Origin of the sequence: Achromobacter sp. NPDC008082, assembly GCF_042957345.1 — a bacterium.
GTDB lineage: Bacteria > Pseudomonadota > Gammaproteobacteria > Burkholderiales > Burkholderiaceae_B > Achromobacter > Achromobacter kerstersii_A.
Window position 1 is genome coordinate 396049 of the sequence record NZ_JBIBIB010000007.1, and the last position, 26826, is coordinate 422874.

Here is a 26826-nt window from a genome sequence, read left to right on the forward strand (position 1 = left end):
AAGATCCAACCAGGCATCTTGCACAACGGACGAAGGCGGCGTCCATTAGACGACTACGAAACTACGGCGCGCTTTCCTATGCGGCGAGGTTGCGCTTCAGCGCTTGCACCAGGTCTGTGCGGGCTTCTTGCGCTTGCGGCAGCAGGCGCGTCATGCCGATAAAGCTATGCGGCACGCCGGAGTAGACGATAAAGTTGGGCGCAGCGCCCGTGGCGAACAGTTTGTTGGCCAGGTCGAGCGTGTCGTCCAGCAGCGGGTCCAGCGCCGCGGCTTGCAGGATAAGGGGCGGCAGGCCTGCGACGTCGGCGTGCAGCGGGGCGACGCCGGGGTCCGTCAGCTGTGCGGCATCCGTCACGTATTGCCGCCAGAACCAATCAAGCTTTTCCGTGGACAGACCAAAGCGGCCGTCGCCAAAGGATTCGTGCGAGGAGGTGTCGCGGCGGGCGGACAGCATGCCGTAGATGACCACGCCGGTCTTGATGAAGGCGTCGCCTTCGTCGCGCAGGCGTTGCAGGGCGGCCAGCGTCAGGTTGCCACCGGCCGACTCGCCGCCCACGGCCAGGCGGGATGCGTCCAGGCCCAGCGCCGGCGCCTGGTCACGCAGCCAGCGCAGCGCGCCCAGCACTTGTTCCAGCGCGACGGGGTAGCGGGCTTCGGGCGACAAGGCGTAGGACAGGCCTGCCGTGACGATGCCGGCTTCGGCCGCGATCTCGCGTTTCCAGCGGTCCAGCGTGTCCAGATCGCCATGCGCAAAACCGCCGCCATGCAGATGCAGGTATAGCGGCAGCGGCGCGTCCGAAGCGCCTTCGGGGTAGTACAGGCGCAGCGTGGCGGGTACGGGCAGATGATCCAGGCGGTGTTCCACCACGCGTCCGACGGGCGGGGCGGGCTGGCTCAGCCATTCTTGATACGCGCGGCTTTTTTCGCGGGTTTCGGCGATGGGGGTGGTCAGCACGTTGGGCGTGCCTACGCCGTGCTGCTTGGCCAGCGCTTGGGCGGCCAGCACGTCAGGCGCCAGGGTGGGGGTGTGGGATGCGTCACTCATGGGGGTTCCAGTGCGGGGTCCAATGCAGGCAGCAATGCAAGGGGGCAATGCTCGGAACCCGCCAGTATGACGCGGTTTGCGCTAGACGGAGAAATACGCGTTAGGCATATGCATCCAACCCCGCCAAAAAGCGCCGGATCGCCCCGGTGTAGACGTCGGCGCGGTCTTTACCTTTCCAGTCTTCAACCAGCGTTGCGTGCGGGGCCAGCTGGGCAATTTCCCGAGCGATCTCAACGGGATGCAGGATGTCGTTGCCCGCCAGGATCAGCAACGGTGTCCGGGTTGCGGCGACCGCAGCGCGGGTGACGCTGTAGACGAAGTCGCCATCGAAGAGGTTGGCGCGCAGCGCCTGTAGCGCCGCCTCGTCCACGCCGCCCGCACGCTGGCGCAGGCCGTCGGCCCAGCTGTCGAAGGACTCGGCGCGGTGGGCGGCGTTGGCGGCCGATAGCCCGATGGGCTGCTGAAGAATGGCGGCCGTAACGCGGTCAGGCGCCAGTTCGCACAGCTTCAATGCGAAGGACGCGCCGATGCAGGAACCCAGCACATGGAAGCGCTCGATACCCAGGTGGTCGAGCAGCCGCAAATGATCTTCGGCGTAGGTTTGCCAGCCATCGGTGGCGCGCAAGGGCGCGGTGGAGCGGCCGGCGTTGCGCTGGTCCATGGCGATGCAACGGTAGTCTTGCGAGAACGCAGCGATGGGGTCCGGGTAGTCACGCGGTTTGCCGTCGCGCGTCACGCGCCAGAGTTCCACATGCGACAGCAGGCCGCCAGGCGCCAGCATCAGCAGCGGATGGCCGTGGCCATGGGTTTCGTAATAGAGGCGGGCGTCGGCCACGTGAGCAATAGGCATGACAGGGCAGGGGGTCAATTGACGGATACGCCGGCCTGCTGGAGCAGGACGGGAAATTTCAGGGCGTCGCTGGCGATGCGGTCAGCGAAGTCGGCGGACGATCCGCCGATGGCTTCGAAGCCTTGCGCGCGCAGCCGCTCGCGAAAGGCCGGCTCGTTCAGCGCGGTACTGACTGACGCGCCGATGCGTTGCACGACGTCAGGCGCGGTGCCGGCGGGCGCCAGCATGCCGAACCAGCCCGAGCCGCTGTCCAGGTCCAGGCCGGCTTCGCGGGCGGTGGGCACGTCGCCAATGATGGGGCTGCGTTCGGCTTGCAGCACGGCCAGGCCGCGCAGCTTGCCGGTGCGGATCAGGTTGGCGGCGGCAGGCACGGCGACGATGGCGGCATCCGTCTCACCCGCCAGCAACGCCACGACGGCGGGGCCGGCGCCCTTGTACGGCACATGCAGCAGCGTGTCGGGGTACAGGCCTTGCAAGCGCGCCAACGCCAGATGATTGCTGTTGCCGTAGCCCGGCGTGCCGACATTGACGAGGCGTTCGGCGCCCAGCTTGCGCAACCCGGCGATGTCGTGAATCGGCGAATCCGCGCGCACGACGATCACGGGCGGCGTTACGGCCACGATGCCGACCGGCGCAAAGCTGCGTACGGCGTCGTAGTTCACGTTGTTCTTGAATAGCGTCTGGTTGGCGACCAGCATGTCGCCGGTGAGCAGCAGCGTGTAGCCATCGGGCTCGGCGCGCGCCACCATTTCAGAGGCGATGTTGCCACCCGCGCCGGCGCGGTTCTCGACGATGACGGGCACGTTCCATTGCGCGCCCAACTGTTCGGCCAAGCCGCGGCCCAGCGCGTCCATCGCACCGCCCGGCGACAGCGGCAAGACGAGCCGCACGGGTTTGTCAGGAAAGGCGGCCTGCGCGGATTGCGCGGCAAGCATGCTGAACAGGGCGGCCGCGGCCAGGGCGTGCCGCAACCAAGCGCGGGGAGACATAGGGAATTCCAGGGCTAGGGAGAACCCCAAATCCTAAGCAGTCGCGCCGCGCGGGTGAACGATGGATTTCGCATTTGGATAGTTGGAATGCGATGCGGATGTGCCGTGGACGGCTATCTTGGCGCTATCATCGTTTCGATTCCGGCTCATCCGAAACGACTCTTCCGAAACGACTCTTGGACACTCCAGGCATGAATGATCGTCTGCATCAGACGCTGCTGCGCTTTGACCACTACAACGGCGCGGACCCGAACCTGTTTACCTGGCAGGGCGAGACCTGTCCGCAGGAATTGTTCCTGGCGCAGAAGCTCCACGAGTGGGTGCTGAAGCTGGCGCCGGATGCGGCCGAGCCGCTGGTGCTGGCGTCCCGGTGCCAACACATCGGCCGATGGGAAATTGCCCGCAACAGCTATCCCGAAGGGCGTATCGGTTATCTGACGTGGCGCAAGGCGCTGGCGCGGCACCACGCGGGCATTGCCGAAGGCATCATGCGCGACACGGGGTATGCGGATGATGTGATTGACCGCGTCAAGACGATTGTGATGAAGCAGGGCATCAAGCAGGACGCGGATGTGCAGACGATGGAGAACGCGCTGTGCCTGGTGTTCCTGCAATATCAGTACGAAGCCTTTCATCCCGCGCACGCGGAGAAGATCGTGGATATCTTGAAGAAGTCATTGCTGAAAATGGACGCGGCGGGCCATAAGTGGGCGCTGACGTTGCCGTATTCCCCGATTGGGATGGCGTATATAGAACAAGCGTTGCGGCCTTGAAGGCACGAGCAAAAACCCGGCCTGCGAAGCCTCGCAGGCCGGGTTTTTGTATGTCAGGCGGCGCGGTGTAAACCGGCGCCGCAGCCGATTCAGGCAGGCTTATCCGACGAGGAATCCGCCGAAGATTCAGCAGAAGATGCAGCCGGCGTTTCAGCGGAACCTTGATCCGCGCCTTCCGCCTTCTTTTGCTCGGGGGCAGCGGCAGGCGTTGCCTCCACCGGCACGTCCGCCACCGGCACGTCCACAACCGGCGCTTGAGCCGCGGCGGGTGCATCGGCATTCACTGCGGGCACGGCGGGCGCGGCAACATTATCAGCACCTGCAACCGGCGCAGCAGCGGCGGCGGCTTCCGCCTTCTTGGCCTTGTTGCGGGCGGCGGCGTTTTTCGACGCGCTGCGCGACGCCATGCGCTTGGCATGCTTGGCTTCGTTGGCGGTGACGGCGCCCGAGGGTTCGCCGTTCAGGTCCACGCGCGGCGCGTCTTCGACCATGCACGCCCAGTAGCGGCGGCCATCACACCAGGTCTTGACCGCTTCCTTGATCTGCGCTTCGTCCAGTTGCAGCGCCTGGGCATGTTGCACCAGGTCCGCCAGCACGCCCAGCTTCAGCGGAAGCTTGGGCGCGGGGTTCTTGGGGAAGGCCTTGGGAAACTGGCGTTGCAGGCGCGAGATGGCGACGACGACGGGGTCGACGGGCGTGTCGCGGCGCTCGGCGCGCTGCGGCCGCTGGCCACGGTCTTTGTCGCCGCCTTGCGGACGGGCGCCTTTCTCGCCTTGCGGGCGCGGGCCCTTGCCGGCGTTTGCCGAGCGAGGTCCTTTACCGCCGCCTTGCGGACGCGATTCTTTCTTGGGGGTAGGCTCTTCGGGCGCCTGCTTGGTAATCAATGCCCGGATCGCGGCTAACTGTTCTAGTCCCATGTGCTACACAAAAAAAAGGTTGAGGCCGTGAGCATCAGCGCTCCGGCGGCTATCCCGACAGCACGACAAGCAGTGCCAGGGACAAAAGAATGCCGAACGCGGCCAGGGCAAACGGCAGTAGTAGAACATACACGCTGCGTTCCTGCCCTTGGCCGTGGGCCAAACCGGCCGCAATCGACATTCTGACAGGTGAAAAAATACCCATGGCCGTACCGGAAACGTGTAACAGCGCAGCGGCTGCCGGTACGTTCAAGCCCGCGTGAAGCGCTAATGATAGCTGGGAAGGCATGAACAGGCTGTTGGGCGCGTTGCCGCTGTTGGCCAGAATACCAAACGCGCCGGCCAAGAGGGGCGTGATGAGGATGGTCCAGTCTTGCAGTGTTGCAAAAAGACCATCGGCATAGGCCTGCGAAATACCGGCGCCTGCCAGCACTTCGGCCATCATCGCAAACAGGAAGACGGACATGACGGCGTGGCGGCCGGTTTTCCACGAGGCGCGCGCCTGCGCCGCCAACGCACGCGGCTGGCGGCGCCAGACCGCCATGGCGAGCGCGCCCGCAATCAGCCAGCTGCCCGCGTGCAGAAAGGGCATCCAGGCGGGCAGGTCGGCAAAGGGCCGGATGTCAGCCAACGCGCCCAGCGCGCGGTTCAGCGCGGGGATGAGGCGCGTGGCGACCAGGCAGGCAATCACCAGAATGTAGGGCAGCGCGCGGCGCGCAGCGGCCAGCAGTTGATGGCGGTCGGGCCGGCGGTCCATCACGAAGCGCAGCACGATCAACGGGCCGTAGGCGGCCAGCAGCGCGGTCTCGGGGCCAAGCACAGCGGTAGCGGCGCTAAGCAGGCCCAGGCTGGCCGCCATCCACACGGCTTCGCGCCGGTGTTCGGCCGCATCCGCGCGCAAGCCCGCAAGCCGCGCCGTGCGCCAGTACAGCAGCATCCATACGGCCATCAGCAAGGCCACGGCCACCATGCTGTAGAGCGCCAGCTGCGCGGCCGGCACGCGCGCGTAGGCGGATGCCAGCAAGGTGCCGCTGCCCATTGCGCCCCAGGGAATCAGCGTCTGGCTCAGCAGGGCGAACACCATGATGTCGCGCGGCTTCAAGCCCAGCGGGCGGATCAGTAGCACGGTGCCCAACATGCCCACACCAAAACCCGTGGCGGATTCCGCAAACGGGCCGATCAGAAAACAGGCGAAGAACAAGCGCCGGCGGCGAGCGAGCGGGTCGTTCAGTTCGGCATGGCCGGCTGCGGCTTGCGCGGACGATGGTTGCGGCGCGTGGCCGTGGGACGCCATCTGCCAGAACAGCAAGCCGCCCAGAATGTACGGCGTGATGATCCAGCCAATCCACAGCCCGCGTTCGAGCGTCACCGCCAATTGCGCGCCGCTGAATGGCGCGGGCGCGGCGAAAAGCGCAATCGGCACGGCGGCGCACAGGCCCAGCACGGCGGCGATGGTTGTGTTCACGCGCCCGCTGGCGATGGCGGCAATTACCGTCAGGGCGGGCAGGGACCACAGCAGATAGCTCATCATGGCGGGCGCGGGGGGATGGACCTATTGGGCGGCGGCCTTCGCCGGCGAGCGCAGCACGATCTGCGTAATTTCCGACGGGCGGCCCAGGCGCACCGGGAAGCCCGGCCACAAGCCGGTGCCGTTGCTGACATACAGGCGCATGCCGCCGACCTGATACTCGCCCGACACATAGCCTTCGTTAGCCAGTTGCGTCAGCAGGTGCGGCCCCAGAATCTGCCCGCCATGCGTGTGGCCGGACAGTTGCAGCCCGGCGCCAGCCTGCGCGTTGCGCACCGCGCCAATGGGGCGATGGCTCAGCAGAATGACGGGGTCCGTGGCCGGCACGCCATCCATCGCACGCGCCACATCGGGTTCCGGTTGGCCGTAAGCGGCCGCCATCTTGTCGGTGATGCCAGCCAGCACCAGACGCTGGCCATTGGGCATGAGCGTCACGTGTTCGTTCAGCAGCAACCGCAGGCCCAGTTTTTCAAAAGCCGGCAGCCAGCGCTGGTACTCGGCGTAGTACTCGTGGTTGCCCGGAATGGCATACACGCCGTAGCGGGCGCGCAGCGCTTGCAGCGGCAGCACATCGGCCGCGCGCGCATCGGTGGTGCCATCGACGAGATCGCCCGTAATCACGATCAGGTCCGGGTTCAAGCCATTGGTCTTGGCGACGACGGCTTCCATCCACGGCGCTTCCAGCAGGCGGCTGGCGTGCAGGTCGGTCAGCTGCACCAGTTTGAAACCGTCGAGTTCGGGCGGCAGCTTGGGCAAGGCGATTTCAAGCGTCTTCACGTCAGGCACACGCACCGCTTGCCAGACGCCGATGGCGGACAGCACCACCGACACGAGCGCCGCGCCCACCCCCCAACCGCGCGCGGCCCACAGGCGCTTGCCGCTCACGCGTGAGAACCCATACACGGCTGCGCCCGCCACATCGCGCACGAGCAGCAACATGGCCAACAGCAGCAGGCTGCCGAACATCCAGCCCAGCACCATCAGCAGCGTGGCGGGAATTTCCGGCGAGGCCATGGAGCCAAACAGGTTGCGCGTCACCAGATGGTGCTCGGCGGCGGCCACCAGCAAGACAGACAACAGGACCTTTCCGGTTTTGGAGACGGACAGGGGCAAGACGAAACGCCAGATGACGTAGAGACTGATCAGTCCCGTAAAGACATGGAACACGTGGAGATTCCTACGGAGGGCGGCTATGAAGAGAACAGCGTGGCCGGAGCCAGCGACATTATGCCGGGCCGCGAATGGCGCGGCGGGGTAAACCCGCCCTGTGTAGGGATAAAACAGCGGCGCGCGGCGGATGCGCCGGTGCGCCAGCCGTGGGTGTGCGGTGCGTCAAGCGTGGGCGCGAGGTGCGTCAAGCGTGTAGGGGCGGCACGCGGTGGCGCCACGGACGGGCGCGTTCCAGCTGGCCCGCGAGTTCGAACAGCGTGGTCTCGTCGCCATAAGGCGCCATGAACTGGATGCCGATGGGCAACCCCGCCGTTGTCTGAAAGAGCGGCACGCTCATGGCGGGAATTCCCGCGGCGTTGGCGGGGCGCGTGTAGACGGTGCCGTGCATGAATTCGTCGGCAAAGGCGCGCCAGTCGGGGCCGCGCACGTTCAACGCGCTCATCGGCGGGGGCAACGTGGGCAATACCGGCGTCAACAGGATGTCGACATCGGCAAACACCGCGCCCAAGCTGCGCGCCACGCTGTTGACCGTGTTGCGCGCGGCCAGCAGTTGCGGCGCGGACAATGAACGGCCAAATTCCGCCAGCCCCAGATTGACGGGTTCAAAGCCGTCGGCGTCGGCTGGCCGGCCGGTGTCGGCGGCAATGGCGTCGACTTCCAGCGCCGTGTAGGCGGCGATGATGCGCACATAGGCGTCGGCGAAGGCCGAAGCATCCAGGGGAAAGGCGCTGGCGTGCACGGCGTGGCCCAATGTGCGGCACAGCGCGGCGGCGTCTTCCAGCGCCGCGGCCACCTCGTCATCCAGCCGCAAGCCCAAACCGGGCTGTGTGACGACGCCAATACGCAACGGCCGGGGATCGCGCGTCGCGGCCTCGGCATACGGGCCGGACTTGGCGGGCGCGGCATAGAGCGCGCCGGCTTCGGGGGCGTCGGTCAGATCCAGCAGCAAGGCGGAATCCCGCACCGAACGCGTCAACGCGTGGTGGCTGACCAACCCGCCCCAGTTCTCGCTGGATACCGGCCCGCAAGGCGTGCGCCCGCGTGAGGCCCGCAAGCCGAACAAGCCCCCGCACGAGGCCGGAATGCGTATGGACCCCGCGCCGTCGTTGCCGTAAGCCACGGGCACCATGCCGGATGCCACGGCGGCGGCGGCGCCGCCGGAAGATCCGCCGATGCTGCGGCGGGCGTCCCACGGGTTCAGCGTCGGGCCATGCAGCGTGGGCGAGGTGGCGATGTTGCCGGAAAACTCAGGCAGGTTGGTCTTGCCGACGATGACCATGCCGGCTGCCTGATACCGCCGTACGATTTCATGGTCGTGCGCGGGCACATAGCCGCGCGCCGCGCGGCAGCCAAACGACATCGGCACGCCTGCGTAGGTGGGGCAGTCGTCTTTCAGCAGCACTGGCACGCCGCGCAGCGGCGCGTTGGCCGGCAGTCGGCGGAGTTGTTCCTCGGCCGCCTCGCGCATCGTCAAGATGACGGCGTTCAGTTGCGGGTTGACGCGGTCGATGGCGGCGAACGCGTGCGCCACCGCCTCGGCCGGGCTCAACTGGCCGGCACGGATGGCGGCCGCCAGGGCGACGGCGTCGGACGCGGTGTAATCAGTATCGGTAAAGGACATCGCAGAAGCCAGAAGTCAGAAGCCAAAAATCAGAAGCCCAAAAAATCAGGGCTGGGTCTTGGTCACGCCCCAGAATCGGTGCGTGCCTGCCGGCCAGCCTTGATAGCCCTGCACCACGGGCCGCAGCGCGGTGACGACGGGCAGGTTGTACAGGCCGATGATGGGAATGTCGCGGGCCATGAGCTCGTGCATCTGGTTAAAGAGATCGCGGCGCTTGGCCAGGTCGGGCTCTACCGCCACCTGCTTGAGCAGGGCGGCCGCCTGCGGGTTGTCCCACTGGCGGGTGGGCTCGACCTTCTTGTCGCCAATCAGCGATTCATACATCAGCAAGGGGTCCAGCCGCGCGGAATAGCCGAAGATCGCCAGCTCGTATTGGCCGCGTCCGTACAGGTCCAGCTGCGAGGCCCAGTCGCGCACCTTCAGTTCGACATTGATGCCCGACGCGGCCAGCATCGCTTGCACGATGGTGGCGGCTTGCACGCGCTCCTGGCGGTTGGCGACGAGCAGCGTGATGGGCTGGCCCTTGTAGCCGGCCTGCGCCAGCAGCTTGCGGGCGGCGGCAGGGTCGTATGCGGGCCAGGTCTTGCTGCGCGCATCGTAATAGGGGCTTTGCGGCGCCAGCACCGACGGGTTGGCCGTGTACAGGCCTTCGCCCGACGCCTCGGCCAGGTCCGGCAAGCTGAGCGCGTGGGCAATGGCCTGGCGCATGCGCACGTCTTGCAGCGCGGGTGCGGTGGTCTGCACCTGCATCACCAGCCAGCCCGGCGTTTGCTGAACCTGGATGGCGATGCCCTGGCCACGCAGCGTTTGCATGGTGGCGGGTTCAATGCCGTCGACCACATCCAGGTCACCCGACAGCAGCCCGTTGCTGCGCGTGCTGGCGTCAGGCACCGTCATGAACCGCAGCGTGGGGATGGTGGCCGTCTTGTTGCCGGCGTAGCCATCGCGGGCGCCGGGCAGGGCGTCATAGCCTTCGAAGCGTTTCAGGTCCAGCTGCCGGCCTTGCATGAGGCCGCCGAACGCGTAGGGGCCGGTGCCGATGGGTGTGTTGAAGCTGCCGTCCGCCTTGACGGAGTCGGGGTGCAAGATCCACGGCGTGCATTGGATCGTGGCCATCGTCATCGGGAAGTTGGGCGCGGGCGCGGCGAAGGTGAAGCGCACGGTCAGCGGGCCGGCAGCCTGCACGTCTTGCAGCGCGGGCCCAATCTTGCCGTTGTAGCGGTTGGCGCACTGGAAGTTGGTCTTCGGGTCCAGATAGCGCTTGAAGTTCCAGACGACGTCGTCAGCCGTCAGCACCTTGCCGTTCTGAAAATGCACATTCGGACGCAGCTTGAATTCGTAGACCTTACCGTCGTCTTTCACTTGCCAGCTTTCGGCCAGCACCGGCTTGATTTTCAAGTCTTCGCCGTAAGCCACCAGCCCTTCGACGACGTGAGCCAGCACCATGTCGGCATTGGCGTCGCGGTTGACGCCGGGGTTGATGCTGGCGATATCGGCATGCAGCGCCACGCGCAGCATCTGGGCCTCGCCCGCAGCGTGGGCCGATGGGGCAAGCCATGCGCCGGACAAAAGGCCGCTGCATAGCAGCGTGTGCAAGACCGTGTTTCGCTTCATGTTTTTCCCCTTGTTATGAACGGCTTAGCGGCGCGACTTCAAAAAGTCTTCGAAGAACGCTTCGACAGGTTCAATGACCTTGAACGGCTCATGCGCCACGCCCGGCACGGTGTCGCGGCGCACCTTGATGCCATGCGCTTCGAAGCTTTGCGCCAGCGCGTCGATCCGCTGGATGCGGTTGTCGCCTTGCAATTCAGCGCCCGGCATCCACAGCTTGCTGTCGCGCGCAATGGTGATTTCCCACGTCGCGGTATCTTCCGTGCCCACCAGGGTCTGCACCGCCACTTGCCGCATGGCGTCGATGTTCAGCCTGATGCCAAAGCGGGCCGGCACATCGCGTACGCCGACCCACCAGTCGTAATCCGGATTCAGTAAAGTCACCACGCCGGGCGCGCCGATGGACACCGCTTGCAGGCGTTCGGGGTGCAGCATGAAGAATCGCTGGCAGAACTGGCCGCCGCCCGAAAATCCGTACAGCAAAAAGCGTTTGCCGTTGATGCGGTACTTGGCGATGACCTCGTCCACCATCGACAGCAGGGCGTGGTCGTAGCGGATGTCGTGAAACTGGATGCGCTTGTAGTTGGCCAGGTCGCCCGGCTCGATGATGCCCACCGGGAACAGGGGGGCCAGCACGATGCAGTCATTGCGTTGGGCGAAGTCGGCGAAGCGGTCGCGGTATTGCGACGCCGTGCGGCCGGTGCCGTGCACGATGACTGCCAGGTCATAGGCCTTGCTGGCGGCTTCGTCGTAGTCCTGCGGCACATACAGGCAATAACTGAAGCGCTGGTCGAACTGGCTGGCGAAGAATGGCGTGGGGCCGAAGTCGTAAAAGCTCAGCTTGACGCCGTGGCCCTGGCGGCCGGCGGGGGGCGTGGACATGGAAGGGGGCTCCTAAGAAAAGGTGTCGGCGGTGACCGCCTGTTCAGCGCGGGCGTCGTTGCGCCACTTCAGGCGCACGCCGCCGCTGGCGGTCGGCTCCAGCATGGGAATCGCGTCCAACAGCTGGCGCGTGTAGGGTTCGCGGGGCGCGTCGAAGATGGCGTCGCGCACGCCTTCCTCGACGATGCGGCCCGCCTGCATCACGATGACGCGGTCGGCAATCTGTTCGACCACGCCAAGGTCGTGGCTGATGAACAGACAGGAAAAGCCATAGCGCTGTTGCAGGTCGGCCAACAAGTCGAGCACTTGCGCGCGCACGGTCACGTCCAGCGCCGACACCGCTTCGTCGGCAATCAACAGCGCCGGCCGGCGCACCAGTGCACGCGCTATGGCCACGCGCTGACGCTGGCCGCCAGACAGTTCATGCGGGTAGCGCAGGCCGAAGTCGCCGCCCAGGCCCACGTCTTGCAACGTGGTGGCGACGCGTGCTTCTTTTTGCGCGGGGGTCAACGCGGGCGCCAGGCGCAGGGCTTCGGCCACCAGCGCGGACACCGTCATGCGCGGGTCCAGCGACGAGTACGGGTCCTGGAACACCATCTGGCAGTTGTAGCGGTAATCGTTAAAGACCGGGCCGCGCGCGGCCAGAGGCTGGCCCTTGTAGCGCAGCACGCCGCCCGTGGGTGCGACCAATCCTGTCAGGACGGAGCCCAGGGTGGTCTTGCCCGAACCGGATTCCCCCACCACCGCCACAACTTCGCCCGGGTGGATATCCAGGTCGACGCCGTGCAGCACGCGATGCCCGGCCTGCTTGCCGAACCAGCCCGCGCGCGCGCCGTATTCCACGGTCAGGCCGCGGGCGGACAGCAGCGGCGCGTGGGTGGCAAGCGGACGTGGCGGCCGGCGTTGCGGCAGCGTCGCCAACAGCTGGCGGGTGTAGTCGTGCGCCGGCGCGGCCAGCAATTGCGCGGTGCCGCCCGTTTCTACAATGTCGCCGCGGCGCATCACCACCATGCGCTGCGCGTAGCGGGCCACCATCGGCAGGTCGTGGCTGATCAGCAGCACGGCGGTGCCGTTTTCCTGCGTCAGCTCCACCAGCATTTCCATGACTTCGCGCTGGATCACGGCGTCCAGCGCGGTGGTGGGCTCGTCGGCGATCAGCAGCGCGGGGCGCAGCAACATGGCCGACGCGATCATGATGCGCTGGCGCATGCCGCCCGAAAATTCGTGCGGATAGGCGTCCAGCACGCGGGTCACGTCACGCAGGCCGACGCGGCGCAGCATGGCTTCGATGCGGTCCCGATGCGTGGCGCGCTCAGCAGGCGCGTGCTGTTCCAGCCCTTCGGCCAATTGCTCGCCCACCGTCAAGGAAGGCGTCAGCGACGTCATGGGTTCCTGAAACACCATCGCAACCTTGGGGCCGCGCAGCGCGCGCAACTGGGCAGGGCGCAGGCTGAACACAGACGTGCCGTCCAATTGGATGTCACCGCCCGCGCGCTCGATCGCGGGCGGGGTCAGGCGCATGATGGCGCGGCCCAGCAAGGTTTTGCCCGAGCCGGATTCGCCCACCACGCCCACAATTTCGCCGCGCGCGACGTGCATGCTGGCGTTCGACACCAGGTTGCGGCCATGCCCTGCGGTCAGGGTCAGCTTGTCGATATTGAGCAATGGGGTCGTCATGCGCGCCTCCGCATGCGGGGGTCGAGCCGGTCGCGCAAGGCGTCGCCCAGCAGGTTGATGCCCAGCAGCGACAGCGAAATCGCCAGCCCCGGGAAGATGGCCAGCCACGCGGCCTGACCGATATAGCTGCGGCTGCCGGCAAGCATGTTGCCCCACGTGGGCGCGGGCGGCGCCACGCCCAGCCCCAGAAAGCTCAGCGAGCTTTCGGCCAGGATGATCCAGCCGCACATCGACGTCGCCATGACGATGACGGGCGCCAGGCAATTGGGCAGCAGATGGCGCATCAGCGTGTAGAGTTCGGAGTTGCCCATCACTCTTGATGCCCGCACGAATTCGCGTTCGCGCAGGCTCAGCACGGTGCCGCGCACGACGCGCACCACCGATGACATATAGGCCAGCGCCAACGCCAGGATGATGCCGGTTTCGCTGGCGCCGAAGACCGCCAGCAGACCAAGCGCCAGCAACAAGCCGGGAAAGGCCAGCAGCGCGTCGTTCAGCGCCATCAGCACGCGGTCGGGCCAGCCGCGCAGATAGCCGCTGACCGCGCCGATCAGCACGCCCGCGCCGGTGGCCAGCAACACCGTCATCAGGCTCACGCGCAGGCTGGCGGTGGTGCCGCGCATCAGCCGGCTGAACACGTCGCGGCCCAGTTCGTCGGTGCCCATCCAGTGCGTCAGGCTGGGCGCGGCCAGACGCGCCTTGAAGTTGAGTTTCAGCGGGTCGTACGGCGTCCAGAACAGGGCGACCAGCGCGGTAATGACAACCACTGCCACCAAGACGCCGCCGATTGCGGCCGTGAGGGATCGACGGTTCATTTCGCAGCCACCCGGGGATCAAAGAGGGGATAGAGCAGGTCCACGATCAAGTTCACCAGCACGTAGACGGTGGCGATGAACAACAGACAGCCCTGGATCACGGGGTAGTCGCGCGCGAAGATCGCATCGACCAGCAGGCGGCCCAATCCGGGAATGGTGAACACGGTTTCGATGACGGCGATGCCCGCCAGCAGGTTGCCCAGAATCAGGCCCAGCAAGGTCCAGGTGGGGCCAAACGAATTCTTGAAGGCGTGCCGCCACATCACCTTGCTTTCCGGCAGGCCCTTGGCGCGCGCATGCGTGATGTAGTCCAGATGCAGCACCTCCAGCGTGGAGGCGCGCGTCATGCGCAGGATGACGCCAATTTCATGCAGCAGCAGCGTGGCCACCGGCAGCACCAGATACAGCAACGCGCGGCCCGGGTTTTCGCTAAAGGCCACAAAGCCCACCACGGGAAACCAGCCCAGCTTCAGCGCAAAGAGCAGCAAGAGCAGCAGCCCCATCCAGAAGGCGGGCAAGGACAGCAGCAGCGTGGCGCCCGCCACCAGCGCCAGATCGGCCATGCGGCCCTGGCGCCAGGCGGCGAACATGCCTGCGGGGACGGCGACTAGCGTCGCCAGCAGCACGGCGGGCAGCACGATCTGCGCGCTGACCGCAAAGCGCTCCAGTATCAAAGCCATGACCGGCTGGCGGTTGGCAATGGACTGGCCCAGGTCGCCTTGCAGCACATGGCCCGCCCAGATGGCGAACTGGGCGGGCCAGCTGGCGTTCAGCCCCAGCTGTTCGCGCAACGCGGCAAGGCTGGCGGCGTCGGCCGAATCGCCCAGCATCAGGGCCGCCGGATCACCCGGTATCAGACGCACCAGGATGAAGACGGCAAGCGCGACGATCAGCAGCGTAGGCAGCGCCATGCCCACGCGCGAGGCGACGAATCTGAGCATGGCGTTCAGCCTGCGGCGAGCTCGGACTCGCGCACGTCGACCGCGTCAAGCGGCTCGTCGCCATCCAGCCGATAGGTCGTGAAGCGCCGGTTGGCCGCCGGCATGGGCGCAATCTCCATCAAGCCCAGCGCCGGCTCCATGACGATCATCGCCACCGTGGCCGTCAGGTTGCCGCCGTCGCCATGGCGCGCGGGGCGGCAGACGGAGTAGGGCGCCAGAAAGTCGTCGAACAGGGCGGCTTTGACGCCTTCGCGGTCCAGCAATCGGCCTTGCGCTTGCAGCAAGCGGCGCACGCGCCAGTCACGGTAAAAGCTCTCGGGGACGTGCGTAATGCCGGTGTCGCGCAGCTTGGTCAAGGCGATGGCGCCCACCCAATGGTTGGCATGCACGATCAGGCCATCGTCGGGATACAGCGGGAAGGCTTCATCGGGCGCGCATTCGAAGTCAATGCCGAAGCCCGCGGCCGACGCGATCATGATGTTGTTCGAGCAGGACTTGGGCGTTGTGGCGACCACTTTGGTGGCCAGCGCGAAGTGTTCCTGTTCCAGCACCTTGCGGCGGATCAGGCCCAGCGGCACGCCCAGCGATTGGTAATCGCGGTCGCACTCCAGGTAGTTGGCGGTGATGGACACGCCGGCCGCGTTCAACCCGCTGCGCGCCAACCCGCCCGCTTCGACAAAGGTCAGGTAGTCGGGGCCATGTTCCTGGCGCACGCGCAACACGACGCCGGTGTCCACGCATTCCGCGCGCCAGTCCCAGTTTTGCGCATGGATGAGGTTGCCCGAGGCGCTGCGCTCGGGCAGCAGGATGGCGCCGGTGCAGCCGTCGTCGGGTTCATCGTCCGGGCAAGCGGCGGCGCTTTGGGCGCGGGCCAGCGCCATGACTTCGGTGCGGGCGTTGATCATGACGATGTCTTCGAACGGCACGTCGGCGCCCGCGGCGATCCCGTGCATTTCTTCGACGTACCGCTCGTCGAAATCGGCGATGCGGCGCGCGTAATCGGCGATCAGCGCCGTTTTCTGCGCGGCGCTCATACCAAATCCGTCCAGCGCCCCGCCATAGAGCGCCACGCTAGCGCGGATGCGGGGTTTAAGCGCCTGCCCGTATTGGCGGCCGCGGCTTTCGGGGCCGCCCGTCAACGTCACGCAGGGAAAGGGGGTCATCGCCATCTCGCCTTCCTTTTGTATTTTGGTGCTGTGTAATACACTAAATACCGGGGTTGCTGGCTGTCAATGTGTTTTATGGCCGGGTATATGAAATCTAGGGAAAACGTGAATGCTGCGCTTTAGCGTGGGCGTTGACGATAGAATCCCGCACACAGCGAGAGGAGCGCGATGCCATGCAGGAGCTCAGTCCCCTACAGATCGAAGTGGCCCGCAAACTGACCGCCCTGATCCAGAGCGGCCGGTGGCAGGTAGGTGAACGGCTGTCGGACGCGCGGTTGGCGCAAGAGCTCAAGGTGTCGCGCACGCCCATTCGCCAGGCCCTGAATCTGCTGACGCGGCAGGGGCTGGTGGCCTACACGCAAGGCAAGGGCTACCGGTTGGAACGCGAGACCAGCAGCGACGAAAGTCTGGATGATCTGATGCCGCATTCCGAATCGGAAAGCCTGTATGGCGAGCTGATGAGTGCGCGCGCCGTGGGCCGGCTGGGCGCCGAAGTGTCCGAGGCGCAATTGGTTGAACAATTCCAGGTGACGCGCGGCGCGGTGCGGCGCGCGTTGATGCGCTTTGCCACAGAAGGGCTGGCGGAGCGGCTGCCGGGGCATGGCTGGCACTTTGCCGAAAGCCTGGACAACGAGCAGGCCGTGAACGAGAGCTACGAGTTCCGGCTGATCGTCGAATGCAATGCGCTGATGACGCCGGGCTACGCGCCGCGGCCCGATCAGCTGGCCGCGTTGCAGCGCGAGCAATCCGAGATTCTGCAAATGCCGGTCGAACAATTGCAGCGCGACGCCTGGTTCAATGCCAACGCCGCCTTTCACGAAACGCTGGCCGCGTGGTCGAACAACCGCTTTCTGACCGAAGCCGTGCGCCGCCAGAATTCCCTGCGCCGCATGACGGAATACGCCAACTTCGGGCATCTGGCCGAAGTGCATATCCACCAGGCCTGTACGGATCACCTGGGCATTCTGGCGGCGCTGGCAGAGGGCGATCGCGACTACGCCACGGCGTTGTTGCGGCGTCATATCACACGGTCGGCGGACATTTAAGCCAGGGCTCTCTGACCATCCTGACGATGCGCTACCAGTACTGAGCGTCGGCGCGCTATCGTTCGCGCGGGCTTGCCCGGTGCTGCGGCGCCAATGGGCAGGCCGCGCAGTATTGCGCGGTGGGCAGCAGGTGATACAGGCAGCATTCGCGGTGCAGCGTCACTGCGGGGCCGGGGCCGCGGGACGTTCTGGGCGGCAGGCATAGCGGGTTGGGCCGGCCTGCGGCCTCGGGTCCCCACCAGGGGCTTTCCAGCAGGTGCAGCCGGTCTTGACGTACGGAGTCGCTTGCGGGCGTGTGCTGCGTTTGGGCTTCGACGGCTTTCAACACCACTTCCAGATAGCGCACCGCGCCACCCCACACGGTTTTGCGGGGCAGCCGGCTCGCGGCGTGCAGGGCATCGGCCAAGGGCAAAAGATGCCGCCAGACCAGCGCCTCGTAGCGGCGCCACACATCGCTGCCGGGGGCGGCATGGCCCAAGTCTGCAATCTGGAAACGCGCAGGGGCGCTGTTGTCGTCAAGCTCAAGCGACATGGCGTCGCCGCTTGCGGGCAGCACCTGGCGCGCGCCGCTGGCCGCAGCGGCCACAGGGGGCAGCAAGGCCCACAGATAGCTCATGGCCCAGGCAGAGGCGACGGCGCGCGGATCGGCGTCGGACCAGTGCTTGCGATGACGCGCCAGCACGTGCGCCAGCGCTGGCCCGTCGCCGAGCAAGGCGCTGGCCTGCCGGCTGTGCGCCGACGCGCGCGCATGCTGCACGGTGGCGGCATACGGGCGCCAGTCTTCTCGGAAAAAAGGTTGCAGCAACGCAATCATGCGCAGGGAATCGGCGGCGGCCAGTGCAAGCAAAGACCCGCAGCGTAAAGAGAAAACACCATCGGCGCAAATGCGCCGCGCGCGCGTCAGCCCGTGGCGCAAAGGGCGACCGGACAATCCCGCAAAAGCTCGGCCAGCGCAATGCTGCCGGTGGCGTCTACGTTGACGGGCTGGCCGGAGAGCACGTTGCGCATCGCGCCCAGGCCCTCCGGCAGTTGCACGAGGGTGCCATCCCAGAAGCGCGCCGCCTGCGCCGCCTGATCTTGCGCATAGGGAGCCAGCGCCAGTGCGCAGTGATGCGGCGCCACGACCAGCACGGCACGTGCTTCGTGCTGGCGCAGATAGGCGATGACATGATCCGCGCGCGGACCTTGCGCGGTCAGAGGCAGGTAGTCGCCGTGATCGAACAGGCCAGGGTCCGACGCGCGCAGGGCCAGGCAGCGCTGAATCAGTTGCAGCTTGATGGCGCCGCTGCGCCATGCGGAGGAATCGGTGGCGATGGGGGAGCTGCTTGTGGAGGCAGCTAGGGCTGCCCCAGCCTGGGCTGCCACAGCATGGGCTGCCCCGACACGGGCTGCCCCCGGATCGCCCGCCGCCAGCAGCGCGGCGCGCGCTGCGTAGTCGACGGGACGGCGATTGTCGGGGTCGACCAAACTGAAATCCCACAAGTCCGTGCCTTGGTACAGATCCGGCACGCCGGGCAGGGTGTTGCGCAACAAGGTCTGCGTCAGGCTGTTCACCAATCCGGCCGGGGCGATGCCGGCCGTCCACGCGGCGATGTCGCGTAACAGCGCTTGCCCCTTGTCGGTGTCTTGCAACGCGGTCACGCAAAGGCGGGCGGCCGCTTCGTAGCCGGCGTTGGGGTCCGTCCAGCTGGTGTGCAGCTTGGCTTCGCGCAGGGCTTTTTCCTGCCATTGAACGATGCGTTCAAGGAATGCCGCGACGTCGCCCGCGTGCTCCACGGACAAGGTCAACGGCCACGCGCCGACCAGGCTTTGCAGCAACAGATAGCGGTCGGCGGGGGTGGACGTACCGGCCGATCCCAAACGCGGAATCCAGTTTTCGGCCGCGCGCTGCCAGCGTTCGGGCATTTCGCTTAGCACGGCCAGACGAGCGCGCGTGTCTTCGCCGCGCTTGTGGTCATGGGTGGCGGTGGCGAGCATGGCGTGCGGATGGGAACGCGCGCGGGCGTAGGTCAATGCATGGAAGGCGGCGAGCGGCAACGCGAATTGGGTAGGACTGGAGCCGACCTCATTGCGCGACAGCAGCGGCCCGCGCCGGTAGAACAAGGTGTCTTCCAGCGCCTTCGCGGCAAGCGGCGGCGTCAATTGCTGGAAGCGGCGAAGTGCGGGGGATGGTTCATCCGCACCCCTCTGCTGCGGCCCCGCGAGCCATGCGCCGATCTGCTCAAGCAGCTGGATATCGGATTCGGACGCGTCCAGCGCCTCGCGCGCGCGGTCCAGCGCCAGGCGGCACCAGCGTTCGTCTTCGGCGCTGCGGCCGCCGTCTTCGGCGTAGCTGCGATACACCGGGAAGGCCGCCAGCAAGGCGGTCAACACGCGGTCGATGGCGGTGGGGGGCCAATCTCGCGTGCGCAGGTCTTGCTGTGCGATGTGGGTCAGCGCGCGCACCAAGCCTTGACGTTCCACGGGGAAGTGGCGCGCCAGCATGCGATGGCGTGCGTCCAGTAATTGGGCGGGCGCACTGCGGGCGTCGCCGCTCAGCGTGGTCCAGAATTGCTCCAGCGGCGCCTGGGCGTCGGGCGCATGCAATAGCGCGCCGGCTTGGTCCATGAAGTCGTAGCCGGTAGTGCCATCCACGGGCCAGCGCGCGTCCAGCGTTTCGTCTTCGGCCAGGATTTTTTCCACGACAAGATAGCCGGCGCCGCCGTCGTTGCGTAAGGCAGGGGCTACGCCGCTGCCCAAGCGGATGTCGCCGCCATTGCGGGCGCGGGCCTCGTCAAGCTGCTGTCGCAAGCGCCGCAGGTAGGCGCCGGGGCTGGCCAGGCCGTCGACGTGGTCGATGCGTAATCCATCGAGCACGCCTTCCCGAACTAGCTGCAACGGCAGCGCATGCACGGCGTCGAACACCGCGTCGTCTTCGACCCGCACGCCAACCAGTTCGCTGATTTCAAAGAAGCGCCGCCAGTTGATCTGCTCGGGCGCGGTGCGCCACCATGCCAGCCGGTAGTGCTGGCGTTCCAGCAGCGCATGCAGGCGCGCCGCGCCGCGCGGCACGGCGGGGTCAAACGCCGCGCAGACGGCATCGGGGGTATCGCCAGCCGGGGCGGTGCCGGGTGCAACGGGCAGACGCTGGCCACCCGCCTCGATGGCATACCCCTCAGCGGCAGCACTGTCGTGAATCAATCGGATGTGGCCTGCGGCGAGCGACTCGCCATAGGGTTCGCCCAGCACCGGCAGCAGCACCTTGCCGTGCAGCGCCGTGTCGGCCGGTTGCCAGTCGATGTCGAACGTGCGGGCGTGACGGCTTTGCGCGCCGTGGCGCAGCACATCGGCCCACCACGCATTGGTGGCGTGGGCGGCCATGTGATTGGGCACGATGTCGGCGATCAGCCCCAAACCGTGGCGGCGGGCGGTGTCGCTCAGCCTGCGCAGCGCGGCTTCGCCTCCCAGTTCCGGGTTGATGCGCTGATGGTCAATGACGTCATAGCCATGCGTCGAGCCGCTACGCGCTTGCGAGATCGGCGACAGGTAAAGATGGCTGATGCCCAGCGCAGCGTAGTACGGCGCCTGCGCGCAGGCGTCGTCCAGCGTGTAGCCGGCGTGCAGTTGCAGGCGCGCGGTAGCGCGCGGGGGGCTCATGCGCGCCCCCGTAAGGCGCGCACGGGTTGCAGGCGCGCCTGGCTGGCGGGCGCGTTCAGGCACTCGGCGACCGACAGCGGCGTGCGTTGCCGCCAGTTGGGATGGCGGGCGACGGTGCCGGGCAGGTTGGGCTGGTCGAGCTGGCCCGCCAGATCTTCCAGCGCCACCAGCATCAGCGGGCAGGGGGTGGCGGCGACAAAGCCCAGCAGTGCGGCGCTGGGCGCGCGGCGCGGCAGCGGCAAGGTGGACGCCGCAGGAGAACTGGACTGCACCGACCGCCACAAGGTTGCGCGGTCTTCCAGGCGGGCGGCGCGCAGGGCCGCTTCTTTCTGATCGGGCCCCAGCAGGCTCAACCGCGAGCGCCACAGAATGTCCTGCGCGTGCCACCAGCCTTCCAGCGTGGGCAGGTCGTGCGTGGTCGTCATGGCGACGGCGTGGGCGGGCCAGTCGCCGGGAGCCAGGAAGGCGGCGGGCGACGACGCGGCAGGTTCTTCCGCCGTCGGAGGCGGCTGCACAGCGCTATCAGCGCCATCAGCCGCCTTCGCAGGCTCCGCCGCCTTAGCCCCGTTCGCCTTAGCCCCGTTCGCCTTAGCCTCATCCGCCTTAGCCCCGTCCGCCTTAGCCCCGTCCGCCGCCCGCATGAACCACAGCACATTCATGCCCAGCACGCCGTGCGCTTCAAGTTGCGCGTCGAATCCTTCGGGAACGGTGCCCAGGTTTTCACCAATGATCAGCGCGTGATGCAACCAGGCCTCCAAGGCAATCAGCCGCAGTAATTGCGGCATCGGGTATCGCAGATAGCCGCCGTGTTCGGGCGAAGCGCCGTCCGGAATCAGCCACAAGCGCGCCAGCCCCAGAATGTGATCAATGCGCAGCCCGCCCGCGTGCGCCAGGTTGGCGCGCAGCATCGCCAGAAACGCCGCATAGCCGGATTCGTGCAAGGCGGCGGGCGACAGCGCGGTCAGGCCCCAGCCTTGTCCCAGCGGGTTGTACAGATCGGGCGGTGCGCCCACGCTGGTGGATTTCATCAGGTCGGCTTGCCGGCTCCAGGCGTGGCTGCCTTGGGGGCTGCCGCCCACGGCCAGATCGGCCACCAGGCCCACGCGCATGCCCGCATCGCGCGCGGCCTGCTGGGCGCGCGACAAGCTGGCGGAGGCCAGCCATTGGCTGAACCGATGCACGTCGACGGTGTCGGCATGTTCGGCGGCATAGCGTTGCGCGGCGGGCGAGCGCGGGTCGCGCAGCTCTGCCGGCCATTCGGTCCAGGACAACGGCGCGTCGCGCCCTTGCGCGTGGCCGCCGTGCAGCGCTTCGAACAAGGCATGGTCGCAAAGGTCTGGCCCCGCCGCGTTGCAGAAAGCCTCATAGGCCTGCCGTTGCCCGGTGGTGGCGCCCGTTACGAAGCCCGCGTGCAGGCGTCGCAACAATTCGTGGCGCAGGCGGGCGGCGGCGGGCCAGTTGATCAGCGGTTGGGCGTCAAGCGTACGCATCTGCGCGTGGTCCATGCCGGCCAGCGCGGCGCGCACCGCATCCTCGCCCAGCACGCCGGCGGGGTCTGCAAAGAGCGTGTTCACGAACAAGCGGCTGGAGGGCGAATAGGGGCTGCATTGGGCGGGGTCGGCGGCGAACATCGCATGCACCGGGCTGATGGCCAGCGCGTCGGCGCCTGCCTCTCCGGCCGCCGTGGCCAATTCGCGCAGGGCGCCAAAGTCGCCAAAGCCGTGCGTCGACTGCGTCACGTCAGCGGACGGGCGGCGCAGGCTATAGACCTGCGCCGCCAGCCCCCAGGCGCGCGGGTGCTTCGTGCGGCAGATGTCTTCCATGGACGGCGCGCGCGGCGGTGCGACGGCCAGCGTGCACTCGCCGCCTTGCGTACTTAACGCGTAGTAACCCGGCGTGGCGGGCGCGCGCAGCGTGGGTTTCAGATCCGGGCCGTGGGCGGTGCGGCCGGCGATGCGTGCCGACGCCGCCGATTGCAACTGGTAGGCCCCCGCGCAGTCCGGCGGCAGCGACACCAGCTCGCCGGGCAGGGCGATCAGCATCGCGGGCAGATGAGTCCGGGAGACGCTGGCCGCCAGACGCTGCCGGCTATCGCGGATGTCGTCATCGCAGTCGGCCGGCAGGTCCATTGCCTTGAGCAAGGCCCGCAGGGTGTCGGGCGACACACGGCGCGGGCGTTGGTCGGCGCCGGTCCAGTCTTCAGCAAGGCCGGCTTCGGCGGCCAGGGCGGACAGGGGGCTCATGATACATCCTCCAGCAGCCACACGGTGCTTTCGGAACACAGGCTGCCCGATGCCAATGCCGCGAACGCGCCCGCGCGGGATTCAAATAGCAGCGACGACGGCGAGTGCGCGGCGGCTAGCGCGCGCTGCGCAAGCTGTTCGCGCACCGGACCCAGGTTGACGTACACCGTCAGCAATGCGCCGTCGCCCAGCCGCCACTGCGCGTGTACGCCGTGCCGGCCCAGCGCGCGGGCGAACACGTTGCGCGCGCCCGACAAGCGCGGGGCGATGGCGTGCTGGCGCAGATGCAGCAGCGCTTCGTACAAGGTGCGCCATTGCTGGGCGTCCGGCCGTTCGGCATCGCGCCAGGGCACGCTTTGCGCCCAGGTGTATTCGGAGTTGGGGTCTGGCACCGTCTGGGCGTGTTCACCGCTGAATTCAGGAAAGGCCGCGAATTCGCGCTGGCGTCCTTCGCGCACGGCTTGCACCAGCGCGGGGTCCGTGTGGCTGGTGAAATACAGGAAGGGCGCGCGGCTGCCGAACTCCTCGCCCATGAAGATCAGCGGAATCTGCGGCGCCAGCAATTGCAGCACCACCGCGGCGCGCAAGCGTTCGGCATTCTCGGCCAGCTCCGTCAGCCGTTCGCCGCGCGCGCGGTTGCCGGTTTGGTCATGGTTTTGCAGGAACAGCACAAAGGCGGTGGGCGGCAAGTGGCCGCTGGGTTCACCGCGCGTAGCGCCTTGCCGGTATGGCGAGGGCTGGCCTTGATACAGCCAGCCTTCCGCCAGGCAACGCGCCAGCGACTGCGCGGGCCGCTCGGCGTAGTCAGCGTAATAGCCCCGCGATTCGCCCGTCAGCAGATGGTGCAGCACGTGGTGCGCGTCGTCGTTCCATTGCGCGTCGTACCCCTGCGTCAACAGGCTGGCGCGGTTGTCGTCGTTCTCCAGCACCAGATGCACGTGGCGATGCGCAGGCACCTGGCCGCGCAGAAATTGCGCAAGCTCGACCAGCCAGTCGGGGTCTTCAATGGCGTGCACCGCATCCAGACGCAAGCCGTCAAAGCGGTACTCCATCAGCCAGTACAACGCGTTCTCTTCGAAGTAACGGCGCACCGCGGGTTGCCGGAAGTCGATGGCAGGCCCCCAGGGGGTCGGCACATCCTCGCGAAAAAACGGCGCGGCATATTGCGGCAGGTAGTTGCCCTCGGGGCCGAAGTGGTTGTAGACCACGTCCAGCATCACGCTCAAGCCCAGCCCGTGGGCCGTGTCGATCAGGCGCTTGAGCGCTTGCGGCGGGCCATAGGCCGTGTCTGGCGCGTAGGGCAACACGCCGTCGTAGCCCCAGTTGCGCGGCCCGGGAAAATCCGCGATCGGCATCAGTTCAATCACGGTAATGCCCAGCGCGGCCAAGGCTGGCAGCCGCGCGGTCAGGCCGTCAAAGCCGCCGCTCAAGCCCACGTGCGCTTCGTAGATGACGGATTCGCGCCACGGCCGGCCAGACCAGGCGGGGTGTTGCCACGCATAGTCGTCCGGCCCGGCGACGATGCTGGCGCCATGCACATCGCCGTCTTGTTGGCGCGAGGCCGGGTCAGGCACCAGCCGCCCATCGCCCAGCCGATACCGGTAGCGCGTGCCGGGCGGGCAAGCGACGTCCGCCACGGCAAAGCCCTCGTCGTCAGGGTGCAAGGCAATGGGCGGGTGGCCGTCGACCAGCAACGCCAAGCCCGGCGCGGCCGACGGCGCCCAGAGCCGAAAGCGCGTGCGTCCGTCGGGCAGCGGCACCGCGCCGTGGGTGTAGGGTTCCGGCAGGACGGTCATGATGCCGCCCCGGGAATGTCCCCTGGCATGCACGCGGCCGATAGCAGCACGAGGCTATGCGCTTGCACGATGATTTCCGGTTCGGAGACGGGGGCCGATGGCACCGGCGCGGCCGAATCCAGTTCGCGCAACCACGGCAGCGCCGGTTCCGGCAGCGTGAAGGTGGCGGGTTCAGCGCCCGGGTTCAGCAACAGCAGCGTGATGTCGGCGCTGCCATCTTCACGCAAGGCGGCGCGGCGCAAGGCCATGGTGCGCCGTTGCGGGTCGTCCCAAGCGGCCTGGTCGATGGGGCCGCCGTCGGTGTCGAACCAGGCAATGGCGCTGACGCCCGGGCAGATTTCCTGCGCGGCGTCGCCAAAGCGGGCCGCGCGCAAGCTGGGGTGGTCGCGCCGCAATGACACGGCGCGCGCCACGAATTGGCTCAAGGCGCGGCCGGCTTCGCTTTGCGCCTGCGTCCAGTCCAGCCACGACAAGGGGCCGTCCTGGCAATAGGCGTTGTTGTTGCCGTCCTGGCTGTTGCCGAACTCGTCGCCCGCCAACATCATCGGTGTGCCGTCTGACAGGAACAGGGTGCCGAGCAGTGCGCGCTGCACCTGGCCACGGCGTTCCAGAATGGCCGGGTCGTCAGTGGGGCCTTCGGCGCCCCAGTTGTGGCTGTAGTTTTCAGAGTGGCCGTCGTTGCCGTCTTCGCCGTTGGCTTCGTTGTGGCTGCCGTCGTAGCTCACCACGTCTTGGGTGGTGAAGCCATCGTGCGAGGCCACGAAGTTCACGCTGGCCCAGGGGCGGCGATGGCGGCGGTCGAACACATCGCGCGAGCCGCACAGGCGCGCCGCCATGTCGCCGCGCATGCCTTCGTCGCCGCGCCAATAGCGGCGCACGGTGTCGCGGTAGCGGTCATTCCATTCGGCGAGCGCGGGCGGATGGTTGCCCAGCTGGTAGCCGTCGGGGCCGATGTCCCACGGTTCCGAGATCAGCTTCACGCCCGCCAGCGTCGGGTCTTGCAGCAAGGCGTCGAAGAAGCCCGAGCCCGGGTCAAAGCCTGTGCCTTCGCGGCCCAGCGTCACGCCAAGGTCAAAACGGAACCCATCCACGCCGTAAGACGACGTCCAGTACCGCAAGGAATCCATCACCATCTGCAAGACGCGCGGATGCGACAGGTTGACCGTGTTGCCGCAGCCGGTGTCGTTGATGTAATAGCGTTCTTCGCCCGGCATCAGCCGGTAATAGCTGGCGTTGTCCAGCCCGCGCCAAGACAGCGTCGGCCCCAGCTCGCTGCCTTCGCAAGTGTGGTTGTAGACCACGTCCAGTATCACTTCCAGGCCGGCGGCATGCAGGCGGCGCACGGCCTGGCGCAGATCATTCGGCCCGCGTTGCAGGTAGGTGGGCTCGGGCGCAAAGAACGACAGCGTGTTGTAGCCCCAGTAATTGCGCAGGCCCCGTTCGATCAGGAAGCGGTCTTGCAGAAAGGCGTGCACGGGCAGCAGTTCCACGGCGGTAACGCCCAGCCGCAGCAGGTGCTCGATGAAGCGCGGGTCGGCCAGCGCGGCGCAGGTGCCGCGTATCGGCTGGCGCAGGTCTTCGCGCTGCATCGACGCGCCGCGCAGGTGCACTTCGTAGATGGTGGTGTCCGACCACGGCGTGTTTGGCGCTTTGCTGTTGCCCCAGTTGAACGGCACATCTTCCGTGACGATGGCTTTGGGCATCGCGGGCGCGCTGTCGCGGCGGTCCATCGACAGGTCGGCGCGGGCATGGTTCAGCCGATAGCCAAAGAGCGCATCGCTCCAGCTGACCGGACCCGTCAGGTGACGCGCGTAAGGGTCCAGCAGGAGCTTGTGGGGGTTGAAGCGGTGGCCGTTGCGCGGGTCGTACGGCCCGTGCGCGCGGTAACCGTAGACCAGCCCGGGCTGGGCGTCGGGCAGGTAGCCGTGCCAGATTTCGTCGGTACATTCGGGCAGGTCGAAGCGCCGCAGCTCCTTGCGGGCGCGGGCATCGAACACGCACAGTTCAATGCGGGTGGCGTTGGCCGAGAAGACGGCGAAGTTCACGCCCAGGCCATCGCTGACTGCGCCCAGCGGATACGGCTGGCCGGTGGTCAAGCGGGTCAATTGAGTGGGGTCCAT

20 protein-coding genes are annotated in these 26826 nt (G+C 67.1%); 2 read left to right on the plus strand and 18 right to left on the minus strand.

Translation table 11 applies throughout. The features are described from left to right. Positions 1-76: 76 nt before the first annotated feature. The 3 genes from ACFZAI_RS27975 to ACFZAI_RS27985 form a co-directional block, all read right to left on the minus strand. Positions 77-1045, minus strand: coding sequence for an alpha/beta hydrolase (locus ACFZAI_RS27975; protein ID WP_391570085.1), 969 nt, complete (start codon positions 1043-1045; stop codon positions 77-79). Positions 1046-1145: 100 nt separating this feature from the next. Further along, the gene (locus tag ACFZAI_RS27980) at positions 1146-1895 is read right to left on the minus strand and encodes an alpha/beta fold hydrolase (RefSeq protein ID WP_391570087.1); all 750 of its coding nucleotides are present in this window, start codon (positions 1893-1895) and stop codon (positions 1146-1148) included. A gap of 14 nt (positions 1896-1909) precedes the next feature. Beyond that, complete coding sequence (locus ACFZAI_RS27985; protein ID WP_391570088.1) at positions 1910-2884, minus strand: Bug family tripartite tricarboxylate transporter substrate binding protein; 975 nt, start codon at positions 2882-2884, stop codon at positions 1910-1912. A 191-nt stretch (positions 2885-3075) separates the two neighbouring features. On the opposite strand from ACFZAI_RS27985, the gene ACFZAI_RS27990 reads away from it, so the two are divergent. After that, positions 3076-3657, plus strand: a complete 582-nt coding sequence (locus ACFZAI_RS27990; RefSeq protein ID WP_391570089.1) for a DUF4202 domain-containing protein — start codon at positions 3076-3078, stop codon at positions 3655-3657. A gap of 89 nt (positions 3658-3746) precedes the next feature. Here ACFZAI_RS27990 and ACFZAI_RS27995 read toward each other — a convergent pair whose 3' ends face one another. From ACFZAI_RS27995 to ACFZAI_RS28040, 10 genes are all read right to left on the minus strand, one after another. Then, positions 3747-4574, minus strand: coding sequence for a ProQ/FinO family protein (locus tag ACFZAI_RS27995; protein ID WP_391570090.1), 828 nt, complete (start codon positions 4572-4574; stop codon positions 3747-3749). A gap of 49 nt (positions 4575-4623) precedes the next feature. Beyond that, a complete protein-coding gene (locus ACFZAI_RS28000) occupies positions 4624-6105 on the minus strand; it encodes a hypothetical protein (RefSeq protein WP_391570091.1) in 1482 nt (493 codons plus the stop codon). A 21-nt stretch (positions 6106-6126) separates the two neighbouring features. Further along, complete coding sequence (locus ACFZAI_RS28005; protein WP_391570092.1) at positions 6127-7269, minus strand: metallophosphoesterase; 1143 nt, start codon at positions 7267-7269, stop codon at positions 6127-6129. Between the two features lie 187 nt (positions 7270-7456). Beyond that, a complete protein-coding gene (locus ACFZAI_RS28010; protein WP_391570094.1) occupies positions 7457-8893 on the minus strand; it encodes an amidase in 1437 nt (478 codons plus the stop codon). A gap of 45 nt (positions 8894-8938) precedes the next feature. Then, positions 8939-10507 (minus strand): ABC transporter substrate-binding protein, encoded by a 1569-nt coding sequence (locus ACFZAI_RS28015; RefSeq protein ID WP_391570095.1) that lies wholly within the window; start codon positions 10505-10507, stop codon positions 8939-8941. Positions 10508-10531: 24 nt separating this feature from the next. Then, a complete protein-coding gene (locus ACFZAI_RS28020) occupies positions 10532-11386 on the minus strand; it encodes an alpha/beta hydrolase (protein WP_391570097.1) in 855 nt (284 codons plus the stop codon). Positions 11387-11398: 12 nt separating this feature from the next. Beyond that, the gene (locus ACFZAI_RS28025) at positions 11399-13063 is read right to left on the minus strand and encodes a dipeptide ABC transporter ATP-binding protein (protein ID WP_391570099.1); all 1665 of its coding nucleotides are present in this window, start codon (positions 13061-13063) and stop codon (positions 11399-11401) included. Continuing rightward, positions 13060-13878, minus strand: a complete 819-nt coding sequence (locus tag ACFZAI_RS28030) for an ABC transporter permease (protein ID WP_391570101.1) — start codon at positions 13876-13878, stop codon at positions 13060-13062. The genes ACFZAI_RS28025 and ACFZAI_RS28030 overlap by 4 nt, the downstream gene beginning before the upstream one ends. Next, positions 13875-14819 carry an ABC transporter permease gene (locus ACFZAI_RS28035; protein WP_391570103.1) on the minus strand — a complete coding sequence of 315 codons (945 nt, stop codon included), beginning with the start codon at positions 14817-14819 and terminating at the stop codon, positions 13875-13877. The genes ACFZAI_RS28030 and ACFZAI_RS28035 overlap by 4 nt, the downstream gene beginning before the upstream one ends. Positions 14820-14824: 5 nt before the next feature. Further along, positions 14825-15988, minus strand: a complete 1164-nt coding sequence (locus tag ACFZAI_RS28040) for a C45 family autoproteolytic acyltransferase/hydolase (protein ID WP_391570104.1) — start codon at positions 15986-15988, stop codon at positions 14825-14827. Between the two features lie 170 nt (positions 15989-16158). Here ACFZAI_RS28040 and ACFZAI_RS28045 point away from each other — a divergent pair, with 170 nt between their 5' ends. Further along, complete coding sequence (locus tag ACFZAI_RS28045) at positions 16159-17031, plus strand: GntR family transcriptional regulator (protein ID WP_391570106.1); 873 nt, start codon at positions 16159-16161, stop codon at positions 17029-17031. Positions 17032-17086: 55 nt separating this feature from the next. Here the strand turns inward: ACFZAI_RS28045 and fhuF are convergent, their stop codons facing one another. From fhuF to glgX, 5 genes are read right to left on the minus strand one after another with little or no spacing between them, the layout of a single operon-like run. Continuing rightward, a complete protein-coding gene (fhuF, locus tag ACFZAI_RS28050) occupies positions 17087-17878 on the minus strand; it encodes a siderophore-iron reductase FhuF (protein WP_391570108.1) in 792 nt (263 codons plus the stop codon). Positions 17879-17931: 53 nt separating this feature from the next. Then, positions 17932-20667 carry a malto-oligosyltrehalose synthase gene (gene treY / locus ACFZAI_RS28055; protein ID WP_391570110.1) on the minus strand — a complete coding sequence of 912 codons (2736 nt, stop codon included), beginning with the start codon at positions 20665-20667 and terminating at the stop codon, positions 17932-17934. After that, positions 20664-22910 (minus strand): 4-alpha-glucanotransferase, encoded by a 2247-nt coding sequence (gene malQ, locus ACFZAI_RS28060; RefSeq protein ID WP_391570112.1) that lies wholly within the window; start codon positions 22908-22910, stop codon positions 20664-20666. The genes treY and malQ overlap by 4 nt, the downstream gene beginning before the upstream one ends. After that, positions 22907-24706, minus strand: coding sequence for a malto-oligosyltrehalose trehalohydrolase (gene treZ / locus ACFZAI_RS28065; protein WP_391570114.1), 1800 nt, complete (start codon positions 24704-24706; stop codon positions 22907-22909). Before treZ ends, malQ begins: the two co-directional genes overlap by 4 nt. Beyond that, on the minus strand, positions 24703-26826 hold the full coding sequence (gene glgX / locus ACFZAI_RS28070; protein WP_391570116.1) for a glycogen debranching protein GlgX: 2124 nt from the start codon (positions 26824-26826) through the stop codon (positions 24703-24705). Before glgX ends, treZ begins: the two co-directional genes overlap by 4 nt.

Coding starts and splice junctions, on each gene's coding strand:
- ACFZAI_RS28030 (WP_391570101.1), bottom strand. CDS start 13,878: ATGAACCGTCGATCCCTCACGGCCGCAATCGGCGGCGTCTTGGTGGCA.
- ACFZAI_RS28040 (WP_391570104.1), bottom strand. CDS start 15,988: ATGGCGATGACCCCCTTTCCCTGCGTGACGTTGACGGGCGGCCCCGAA.
- ACFZAI_RS27980 (WP_391570087.1), bottom strand. CDS start 1,895: ATGCCTATTGCTCACGTGGCCGACGCCCGCCTCTATTACGAAACCCAT.
- ACFZAI_RS28000 (WP_391570091.1), bottom strand. CDS start 6,105: ATGATGAGCTATCTGCTGTGGTCCCTGCCCGCCCTGACGGTAATTGCC.
- treY (WP_391570110.1), bottom strand. CDS start 20,667: ATGAGCCCCCCGCGCGCTACCGCGCGCCTGCAACTGCACGCCGGCTAC.
- glgX (WP_391570116.1), bottom strand. CDS start 26,826: ATGGACCCCACTCAATTGACCCGCTTGACCACCGGCCAGCCGTATCCG.
- ACFZAI_RS27975 (WP_391570085.1), bottom strand. CDS start 1,045: ATGAGTGACGCATCCCACACCCCCACCCTGGCGCCTGACGTGCTGGCC.
- ACFZAI_RS28020 (WP_391570097.1), bottom strand. CDS start 11,386: ATGTCCACGCCCCCCGCCGGCCGCCAGGGCCACGGCGTCAAGCTGAGC.
- ACFZAI_RS27990 (WP_391570089.1), top strand. CDS start 3,076: ATGAATGATCGTCTGCATCAGACGCTGCTGCGCTTTGACCACTACAAC.
- ACFZAI_RS27995 (WP_391570090.1), bottom strand. CDS start 4,574: ATGGGACTAGAACAGTTAGCCGCGATCCGGGCATTGATTACCAAGCAG.
- malQ (WP_391570112.1), bottom strand. CDS start 22,910: ATGAGCCCCCTGTCCGCCCTGGCCGCCGAAGCCGGCCTTGCTGAAGAC.
- ACFZAI_RS28045 (WP_391570106.1), top strand. CDS start 16,159: ATGCAGGAGCTCAGTCCCCTACAGATCGAAGTGGCCCGCAAACTGACC.
- ACFZAI_RS28025 (WP_391570099.1), bottom strand. CDS start 13,063: ATGACGACCCCATTGCTCAATATCGACAAGCTGACCCTGACCGCAGGG.
- ACFZAI_RS28035 (WP_391570103.1), bottom strand. CDS start 14,819: ATGCTCAGATTCGTCGCCTCGCGCGTGGGCATGGCGCTGCCTACGCTG.
- treZ (WP_391570114.1), bottom strand. CDS start 24,706: ATGACCGTCCTGCCGGAACCCTACACCCACGGCGCGGTGCCGCTGCCC.
- ACFZAI_RS28015 (WP_391570095.1), bottom strand. CDS start 10,507: ATGAAGCGAAACACGGTCTTGCACACGCTGCTATGCAGCGGCCTTTTG.
- ACFZAI_RS27985 (WP_391570088.1), bottom strand. CDS start 2,884: ATGTCTCCCCGCGCTTGGTTGCGGCACGCCCTGGCCGCGGCCGCCCTG.
- ACFZAI_RS28010 (WP_391570094.1), bottom strand. CDS start 8,893: ATGTCCTTTACCGATACTGATTACACCGCGTCCGACGCCGTCGCCCTG.